A 7,969-nucleotide genomic window follows, 5' to 3' on the forward strand; every position below is an offset into this window, starting at 1 on the left:
CGAGCCTAGGCGAGGTGCCGAGTGGTGGGGCAAGAGCGTTTTGCTTACTTTTGCGCTGTTCAAAAGTGAGCCGCTGTAAGAGCGGAACCGATACAAGCCATCACCCAAATAATGGATATACACACCGCCCGTCACAGCTCCAGCCGAACCTGCGCACACAACCCCCCACCGTCCCGGTTGCTCAGGGTCAACTCCCCACCAATCGCCACCGCCAGTTGCTGGGCAATCGCCAACCCCAGCCCTGTACCACCAGTGCCACGATTACGCGAACTCTCCACCCGGTAAAACGGCTGCATCACCTGCACCAGTTCATCCTCGGCAATCCCCGGCCCCCGGTCCAGCACCTTGATCGAAAGCTCACCCGCCGCCGTCGACCCCACCTCCAACTGCGCCTCCCCGGCAAATTTCAGCGCGTTGTCCACCAGGTTCACCAGCACCCGACGCAACGCATGGGGCCGCGTATCCAAAACCACCGCGCTTTTACCGGTCAAACTCACTTGCTTGTTCATATCCTGGTAATCAAACACCAGGCTGTCGAGAAACGCATCCAGGTCGATCCGGCAACTGGCCTCGGTCGACCCATGCACACTGCGAGCGTAAGCCACGCCCTCGCGCACCAGATGCTCCATTTCCCCCAGGTCACTCCAGAGCTTTTCCCGGTCCACCGAGTCCTCCATGAACTCGGCACGCAATTTCATGCGGGTGATCGGCGTCTGCAAGTCATGGGAAATCGCCGCGAGAATCTGCATGCGCTCCTTGAGGTACTCGGCAATCCGCTTCTGCATTTCGTTGAACGCCGCCGCCGCATGCGCCACCTCGGTAGGGCCGGTTTCGTCCAGCGGCGTCGGGCGGGCATTCGGGTCGAGGGTTTCCACTGCCCGTGCCAGGCGTGTCAGCGGGCGGATGGCGATGCGCACGGCGAACCAGGTGCACACCAGCAACACCACCAGTTGCAGCACCAGTACCACCGGCAGCCAGAACGCAAACGGGATCGGCTTGGGATAGACATCAATCGTGACCGGGCTGCCATCGGCCAGGGTCAGGTGCGCCTGGAAGTGTTTTTGCAGGCCCGGGATGTCGCGAAACGTCAGTGGGTAATGCTCTCCCAACGCATCGGAAATCGACGTCGCGGCCATGGGCACGTTGTCGCTGGCCATCGGCTCGCCGGGTTCGCCGGCATTCAGCAGGTAGCGGTAGGCGTTGCGGTCGAGCCGCGGCAGCCAGCTGGCACGCTCGGCGGCGGGCAGGCGGTCGAGGATCGCGATCGACGTCGATACGTCGTTTTCCAGGTTGCCCAGCATTACGCTGCGGGCACTCATGTAGCGCTCATAGAACTGCGCACTGAACGACAGGGCGTTGGCGCACAGCAGGCTGACGATGAAAATTACCGTCAGTTGCGCCGCGAGGGTGCGCGGCCAGCGGAACGTGAGGGTCATGCCGGGTCCCCAAGGATTTCCACGGCCAGGGAGAACACATAGCCTTCGCTGCGCACGGTCTTGATGTAGGCCGGTTCGCGGGCGTCGTCCAAAAGGCGCTGGCGCAGGCGGCTGACCAGCAGGTCGATGGAGCGGTCGAACAGGTCCGCGTCCCGGCCCTGTGTCAGGTTCAGCAACTGGTCACGGTTGAGCACCCGTTGCGGATGGTCGAGGAAGACGCGCAGCAAACGGTATTCGGCACCGCTCAAGGCCACCAGGGTGTTGTCTTCGTCCAGCAGATGGCGGGCGGTGGTGTCCAGGCGCCAGCGGCCAAAGCGGATCAGCCGGCCGCTTTCGGTCACCACCAGGTTTGGCGGCAGCATCCGTGTGCGCCGCAGCACGGCGTTGATGCGGGCCAGCAGTTCACGGGCGGCGAAGGGCTTGACCAGGTAATCGTCGGCGCCCATTTCCAGGCCGATGATGCGGTCGGTTTCATCGTTGCGCGCGGTGAGCATCAGGATCGGCGTGGCCTTGTGCTTGCCCACCCGCAGTTCGCGGCACAGCTGCAAGCCGTCGTCGCCGGGCATCATGATGTCCAGCACGATCAGGTCCACGGGCGTGGTGTCGAGGAAGCTGCGCATCTGCCGGCCGTCAGCCACCACGGTGGTGCGCAGGCCGTTCTTTTTCAGGTAGTTGCCCACCAGTTCGCGGATCTCCCGATCGTCATCGACAATCAGAATGTGATCGACGTGATCCATGCTGCCTTCCTCGTTGATTAGTCATTGATGCGCAGTCTAGCCACTGGCGGCGGGCTTGCCTTGTGCCCTTTGTATTGCAGTGTATCTGGCGGTGACGAGATACACATCGACGCAAAAATCCCGGCCTGGCCGACACAATCCGGATACCTCGCAAGGTTCAAATGAGCCCATCGAGGTAATCCGCCTCGGCCCACTTGAACCCCCGGGGAACCACCCATGACTATCAAAGCTGCCTATGCCAGTTGCCTGTTTGCCTTACTCACTGGCCTGAGTGTTGCCGCTCATGCCGAAACCACCGCCAGCCAGCCGGATATCCACCAGGTGCTGTCGATCTCCGAAGAGTCCGGTGGCGCGCTGTGCGGCATCGTCAACTCGCACCTGACCTACCTCGATTCCGAGGGCCAGCGCCACGTCCTCGACTACCGCAAATTTTCCAGCAATTGCCTTGAAGGCAGCTGAGGAGACCGGCCATGACCCCACTCAACAGCTTTCTCAGTGCCCTGGCGTTTTCCATGGCGGGTGTGGCGGCGGATGTGAACGCCGCCACCGCGAAAAAACTCACCGGCAGTGAAACCTGCTTCCAGAACACGCCGCTGGCGCAAAACGGCGCGGCTCGCAAACGCGCCGAAACACCCCCGGCCACGAGGTGACACCCATGAACTTCATCCGATACCTGCGCCGCTCAAAAGGCCTGCTGCTGTTGGCACTGGTGGTTGCCTTGGTCGGCGTGCCCAAGGCGGTGAACTACCTGATCAACAACGTCGATGCCGAAAGTTTCAGCCAGTCCGATGAGCGCATGCCGTCTCTCGACGGCGCGGTGGCCTGGCTCAACTCGCCGCCGCTGACGGCCGAGGGCCTGAAGGGCAAGGTGGTGCTGGTGGATTTCTGGACCTACGACTGCGTCAACTGCCAGCGCAGCCTGCCGTACGTCAATCAGTGGGCGAAGAAGTACGCCAGGGACGGGTTGGTGGTGATCGGTGTGCACACGCCGGAAAACGCCTATGAGAAAGTCCTGGATAACGTACGCAGCCAGGTCAAGAAGCTGGACATCCATTACCCGGTGGCCATCGACAACGACTACAGCATCTGGCGCGCCTTCGATAACCAGTACTGGCCGGCCCATTACTTCTTCGATGCCACCGGCAAAGTGCGCTACAGCCATTTCGGCGAGGGCCGCTACGACAATCAGGAGAAAGTCATCCAGGCCCTGCTGGAAGAAGCCAGGGCGGCGAACGCGCCAACCTAAGCTAATGCCAAAAAGGTATTTGTTGCGGGGTTTTTAGATCGTTTAGCTTCACCACTCCACGTACCTGTTCATGGAGTGAGCACCCAATGTCGCACCCGCTGGCAATCAACACCTTGCCCCTGCTGGACCTGGCGCTGCTCGACGGCAGCCCGGCCCAGCGTGGGCAGTTTCTCGATGACCTGCGCCACGCTGCGCGGCATATCGGTTTTTTCTACCTCACCGGCCACGGCATCGACGCCGGGTTGCTCACCCAGGTGCAGCAGCAGGCGCGCCAGTTTTTCGCCTTGCCGGAGGCCGACAAGCTTGCTGTCGGCATGATCAACTCCCCGCACTTTCGCGGCTACAACCGCGCCGCGTCGGAGATCACCCGGGGGCAGCCGGATCTGCGTGAACAGTTCGACCTCGGCGCCGAGCGCGAGCCGCTGCAGCAAGGCCCGGATTCACCGGCCTGGTCGCGCCTGCAAGGCCCCAACCAGTGGCCTGCCGCGTTGCCTGAACTCAAGCCCTTGTTACTGGCCTGGCAGCAGGCGATGACGCAGATGTCCCTGCGCTTGTTGCGCGCCTTTGCCCAGGCCTTGTCGCTGCCGGAAAATGCTTTCGACCCGCTGTATGGCGCCAAGCCCAACGAACACATCAAGCTGATCCGCTACCCCGGCCGCCACGCCCAGCAGAGTCGCCAGGGTGTCGGTGCCCACAAGGATTCCGGCTTTCTCAGCTTCCTCCTGCAAGACCAGCAGGCCGGCCTGCAAGTGGAAGTGGAGGAGGGCCGCTGGATCGACGCCTTGCCGCGCCCCGACACCCTGGTGGTGAACATCGGCGAGTTGCTGGAACTGGCCACCAACGGCTACCTGCGTGCCACGGTGCACCGGGTCGAATCGCCGCCCCTGGGCAGCGAGCGTTTGTCCCTGGCGTTTTTCCTCGGTGCGCAACTGGACGCGGTGGTGCCGGTGTATCAGTTGCCGCCCGAGTTGCTGCGCGATGCCCACGGCCCCACCAGTGACCCGCGTAACCCGCTGCTGCGGGACGTCGGCTGGAACTACCTCAAGGGCCGCCTGCGTTCCCATCCGGATGTCGCCCAACGGTTTTACGCCGATGCCACGATTCCCCAAGCCCTGTCCGCCTGATAAGGAACATCACCATGCTCAAGAAAACAGCCCTGGCCCTGGCCGTCCTGATTGCCTCCTTCGACGCCCAGGCCGCCGAGGCCCTGCGTGTGGCGGCGGACCCGATTCCCCACGCGCAAATCCTCGAATACGTGCAGAAGCTCGACCCGCAGCTGCAGCTGAAAATCATCGAAATCCCCAACGGCGTGAACTCCAATGAACTGCTGGCCCACGGTGATGTGGACGCCAACTACTTCCAGCACTTGCCGTACCTGCACTCCCAGGAACAGGCTCTCGGCCAGAAATTCACAGTGGCGGCCACCGTGCATATCGAGCCGCTGGGTATCTATTCCCATCGCCACACCAGCTTTGCCCAGGTGCCGGATAAAGGCACCGTGGCCGTGCCCAACAACGTCACCAACCTGAGCCGTGCGCTGTACCTGCTGCAAGCCAACGGCCTGATCACGCTCAAGCCCGGTTTCAACGACCCGGCCAAGGACCAGGCAACGCCCAAGGACATTGCCGAGAACCCCAGGCACCTGAAGATCCTCGAGATCGAATCACCACAGATTCCTCGTGCCCTGGATGATGTCGACCTCGCCGTGATCAATGGCAACTACGCCCTCGAGGCCGGCCTGTCACCGGCCAAGGATGCCCTTGGGCTGGAAAAAGCCCAGGGCAATCCCTACGCGAATATCCTCGTGACCACCCCGAAATTGCAGGACGACCCACGGATCAAACAGCTGGCCAAGGACCTGAATTCGCCGGAGGTGGCCAAGTTCATCACCGAGAAATATGCAGGCTCGGTGATTCCGGTAGCTGTCGAATGATCGTCGTCGAGCAGGTCAGCAAAACCTACGCCGATGGCCAGCCGCCGGCGCTGGATAACGTGTCGTTGCAGATTGCCGACGGTTCGATCTTCGGGATCGTGGGGCGGAGCGGGGCGGGCAAGAGTACTTTGCTGCGCTGCCTGAACCTGCTGGAGCGCCCGACTTCCGGGCGCATCCTCATGGACGGCCAGGACCTGACGCTGCTCAGTGACAAGCAACTGCGCCAGCAACGCCAGCGTATCGGCATGATCTTCCAGGGTTTCAACCTGCTGCATTCACGCAACGTCGCCGACAATGTGGCGGTGCCCCTGGAAATCGCCGGCCAGCCCAAGGCCGAGCGCGTTGCCCGGGTCAAGGAATTGCTGGAACTGGTCGGCCTGAGTGACAAGGCGCTGGCGTTTCCGTCGCAACTGTCCGGCGGCCAGAAGCAGCGCGTCGGCATCGCCCGGGCACTGGCGGCGCGCCCGGATTATTTGCTGTCGGACGAAGCCACCAGCGCCCTCGACCCGGAAACCACCGCGTCGATCCTGGAACTGCTGCGCAGTATCAATCGGCAACTGGGGGTGACCATCGTGTTGATCACCCACGAGCTGGATGTGGTCAAGGCTATCTGCGACAGCGCGGTATCCCTGGCCAATGGGCGTGTGGTGGAAAGCGGCAGCCTGATTCAATTGCAGGCCGACCCCGCCTCAAGCCTGGGCCGCTCACTGGCCCCCAGCCTGCCAGCGGTGAGGGCAGTATGAAAACGGACTGGAACGACATCCTGCAACTGCTGCTCACGGCCACTGGCGAAACCCTGTACATGGTGCTGCTGGCGGCGGTCTTTACCTTGCTGATCGGCCTGCCCCTGGGGGTGCTGCTGTTTGTCAGTCGCCGCGGCGGGCTGTTCCCCTTGCCACGGGTGAACCGTGTGCTGGGTGCGGTGATCAACCTGGGCCGCTCATTGCCCTTTGTGGTGATGCTGATTGCCTTGATTCCACTGACCCGGTTGATCGTCGGCACCACATTGGGCAGCACCGCCGCCGTGGTGCCGATCACCATTGGCGCCTTTCCGTTCTTTGCGCGGATTGTCGAGAACGCGCTGGACGAAGTGGACAAGGGGCGCATCGAAGCCATCGTTGCCATGGGTGGAGATATTCGGCATGTGATCTTCAAGGTGCTGCTGCCGGAGGCGCTCCCTGCGTTGCTTGCGGGGTTGACCCTGACCCTGGTGATGCTGATCGGCTTTTCGTCCATGGCCGGGGTGATTGGCGGTGGCGGCCTGGGCGACCTGGCGATTCGTTATGGGTACCAGCGTTTCAATAACCAGATCATGGTGGTGACGGTGATTGTGTTGGTGGTGCTGGTCCAGGGCGTGCAAAGCCTGGGGGATCGTTGCGTGAGGTCGCTGGCGCATCGTCGATAAACGGTTATGTACTAATGAATTTTTAATATTTCTAGTTATATGCGTGACTGAGTAAAGTTCCCTTACGTACCTTCACCTCGTCGCCGGGAAATACTCTTCATGAACCGTCCCCACGGGCATCCCACGCCGATCCTGACTTTGCCCCAGGGCGAAAAAGACCCGTTGTCGATTCGCGCCAAGGCGCTGGTTTTTGCCGACCCGCGTTCCCTGCAACTGCTCGAATATTTGCAACGTGTCGGCCCCAGTGAAGCGCCGGTGTTGATCAATGGCGAGACCGGCACCGGCAAGGAGCTGGTGGCGCGCTATATCCACAGCGCCAGCGGCCGCACCGGTGCGTTTGTGCCGGTGAACTGTGGGGCCATCAGCGAGAACCTTGCGGAAAGCGAATTTTTTGGGCATGAGGCCGGCTCGTTTTCCGGGGCCTCGGGGCGGCGGATCGGCTGGTTTGAAGAAGCCGATGGCGGCACCCTGTTCCTCGATGAGATCGGTGACTTGCCGCTGCCGTTGCAGGTGAAGCTGCTGCGGGTATTGCAGGAGCAGGAAGTGGTGCGAGTGGGGTCGCGCAAGCCGATCAAGATCAATATCCGGCTGGTGACGGCCACCAACATCGACTTGGAGCAGGCGGTGGAGGCGGGCAACTTTCGTCTTGACCTGTTCTATCGCATCAACGTGGCGCAGGTGCAGGTGTTGCCGTTGCGTGAGCGGCCGCTGGACATCCTGCCGTTGGTTGAGCATTTTCGGCGGCTCTACAGTGCCAGGCTGAAAATCGCCGAGCCGATGTTGTCGGAGTCGGCGACCCAGGCGTTGCTGGATTATCCGTGGCCGGGGAATATTCGTGAGCTGGAGAATGTGGTGCACCTGGCGCTTTTGGTGGCTGGGGACAGGCCGATCATGCCGTCGCACTTGAAGTTTTCTGCGGGGCTGAGTGCGATGCATGCCAGCGTTAACAGCGGGGCGCCGAGGATTCCGCAGGAGGTGGTGCGGGAGCAGTTGCTGCGGTTGTTCGAGGTGCCGGGGGATTCGTTGTTGCACGATATCGAGGATTTGATCGTGCGGGAGGCGTTTGCGTTTTGTGGGTTTAATCAGTTGCGTACGGCGGAGTTGTTGGGGGTGACGCGCAATGCCATGCGGACGCTTTTGGTGAATCATGGGATGCTCAAGGGGCGGGTGAAACCCTGATTTTTTGGTGTACATATCCGTTATTTGGGTAAC

The 7,969-nt window shown here is 61.7% G+C and carries 9 protein-coding genes and 1 pseudogene; 8 read left to right on the plus strand and 2 right to left on the minus strand.

The window, feature by feature from the left end:
• Positions 1-131: 131 nt before the first annotated feature.
• On the minus strand, positions 132-1,436 hold the full coding sequence (locus HYE77_RS01555; protein ID WP_177068312.1) for an ATP-binding protein: 1,305 nt from the start codon (positions 1,434-1,436) through the stop codon (positions 132-134).
• Positions 1,433-2,173 carry a response regulator gene (locus HYE77_RS01560; RefSeq protein WP_003212510.1) on the minus strand — a complete coding sequence of 247 codons (741 nt, stop codon included), beginning with the start codon at positions 2,171-2,173 and terminating at the stop codon, positions 1,433-1,435. Before HYE77_RS01560 ends, HYE77_RS01555 begins: the two co-directional genes overlap by 4 nt.
• A 216-nt stretch (positions 2,174-2,389) precedes the next feature.
• Between HYE77_RS01560 and HYE77_RS01565 the strand changes: the two genes are divergently transcribed.
• From HYE77_RS01565 to HYE77_RS01600, 8 genes and pseudogenes are all read left to right on the plus strand, one after another.
• Positions 2,390-2,632: a DUF2790 domain-containing protein gene (locus tag HYE77_RS01565; RefSeq protein WP_087695229.1), complete on the plus strand. Its 243-nt coding sequence runs from the start codon at positions 2,390-2,392 to the stop codon at positions 2,630-2,632.
• An 11-nt stretch (positions 2,633-2,643) separates the two neighbouring features.
• Positions 2,644-2,823, plus strand: a complete 180-nt coding sequence (locus tag HYE77_RS01570) for a hypothetical protein (RefSeq protein ID WP_003212515.1) — start codon at positions 2,644-2,646, stop codon at positions 2,821-2,823.
• Positions 2,824-2,900: 77 nt separating this feature from the next.
• Positions 2,901-3,419: pseudogene (locus HYE77_RS01575) on the plus strand (thioredoxin family protein); the annotation flags it as partial.
• Positions 3,420-3,505: 86 nt separating this feature from the next.
• The gene (locus HYE77_RS01580) at positions 3,506-4,543 is read left to right on the plus strand and encodes an isopenicillin N synthase family oxygenase (RefSeq protein ID WP_177048794.1); all 1,038 of its coding nucleotides are present in this window, start codon (positions 3,506-3,508) and stop codon (positions 4,541-4,543) included.
• Positions 4,544-4,557: 14 nt separating this feature from the next.
• Positions 4,558-5,352 (plus strand): MetQ/NlpA family ABC transporter substrate-binding protein, encoded by a 795-nt coding sequence (locus HYE77_RS01585; protein ID WP_003212522.1) that lies wholly within the window; start codon positions 4,558-4,560, stop codon positions 5,350-5,352.
• A complete protein-coding gene (locus HYE77_RS01590; RefSeq protein WP_003212524.1) occupies positions 5,349-6,095 on the plus strand; it encodes a methionine ABC transporter ATP-binding protein in 747 nt (248 codons plus the stop codon). The genes HYE77_RS01585 and HYE77_RS01590 overlap by 4 nt, the downstream gene beginning before the upstream one ends.
• Positions 6,092-6,757, plus strand: coding sequence for a methionine ABC transporter permease (locus HYE77_RS01595; RefSeq protein WP_003212526.1), 666 nt, complete (start codon positions 6,092-6,094; stop codon positions 6,755-6,757). Before HYE77_RS01590 ends, HYE77_RS01595 begins: the two co-directional genes overlap by 4 nt.
• A gap of 99 nt (positions 6,758-6,856) precedes the next feature.
• Positions 6,857-7,936: a sigma-54-dependent Fis family transcriptional regulator gene (locus HYE77_RS01600; protein ID WP_003212528.1), complete on the plus strand. Its 1,080-nt coding sequence runs from the start codon at positions 6,857-6,859 to the stop codon at positions 7,934-7,936.
• Positions 7,937-7,969: the final 33 nt, after the last annotated feature.

Origin of the sequence: Pseudomonas sp. IPO3774 (assembly GCF_013386835.1) — a bacterium.
In the GTDB taxonomy this organism is placed as follows: Bacteria; Pseudomonadota; Gammaproteobacteria; order Pseudomonadales; family Pseudomonadaceae; genus Aquipseudomonas.

Bases quoted from the DNA above. Each gene is read 5' to 3' on its own strand.
- HYE77_RS01555 (WP_177068312.1), bottom strand. From the start codon at position 1,436: ATGACCCTCACGTTCCGCTGGCCGCGCACCCTCGCGGCGCAACTGACG.
- HYE77_RS01560 (WP_003212510.1), bottom strand. From the start codon at position 2,173: ATGGATCACGTCGATCACATTCTGATTGTCGATGACGATCGGGAGATC.
- HYE77_RS01565 (WP_087695229.1), top strand. From the start codon at position 2,390: ATGACTATCAAAGCTGCCTATGCCAGTTGCCTGTTTGCCTTACTCACT.
- HYE77_RS01570 (WP_003212515.1), top strand. From the start codon at position 2,644: ATGACCCCACTCAACAGCTTTCTCAGTGCCCTGGCGTTTTCCATGGCG.
- HYE77_RS01580 (WP_177048794.1), top strand. From the start codon at position 3,506: ATGTCGCACCCGCTGGCAATCAACACCTTGCCCCTGCTGGACCTGGCG.
- HYE77_RS01585 (WP_003212522.1), top strand. From the start codon at position 4,558: ATGCTCAAGAAAACAGCCCTGGCCCTGGCCGTCCTGATTGCCTCCTTC.
- HYE77_RS01590 (WP_003212524.1), top strand. From the start codon at position 5,349: ATGATCGTCGTCGAGCAGGTCAGCAAAACCTACGCCGATGGCCAGCCG.
- HYE77_RS01595 (WP_003212526.1), top strand. From the start codon at position 6,092: ATGAAAACGGACTGGAACGACATCCTGCAACTGCTGCTCACGGCCACT.
- HYE77_RS01600 (WP_003212528.1), top strand. From the start codon at position 6,857: ATGAACCGTCCCCACGGGCATCCCACGCCGATCCTGACTTTGCCCCAG.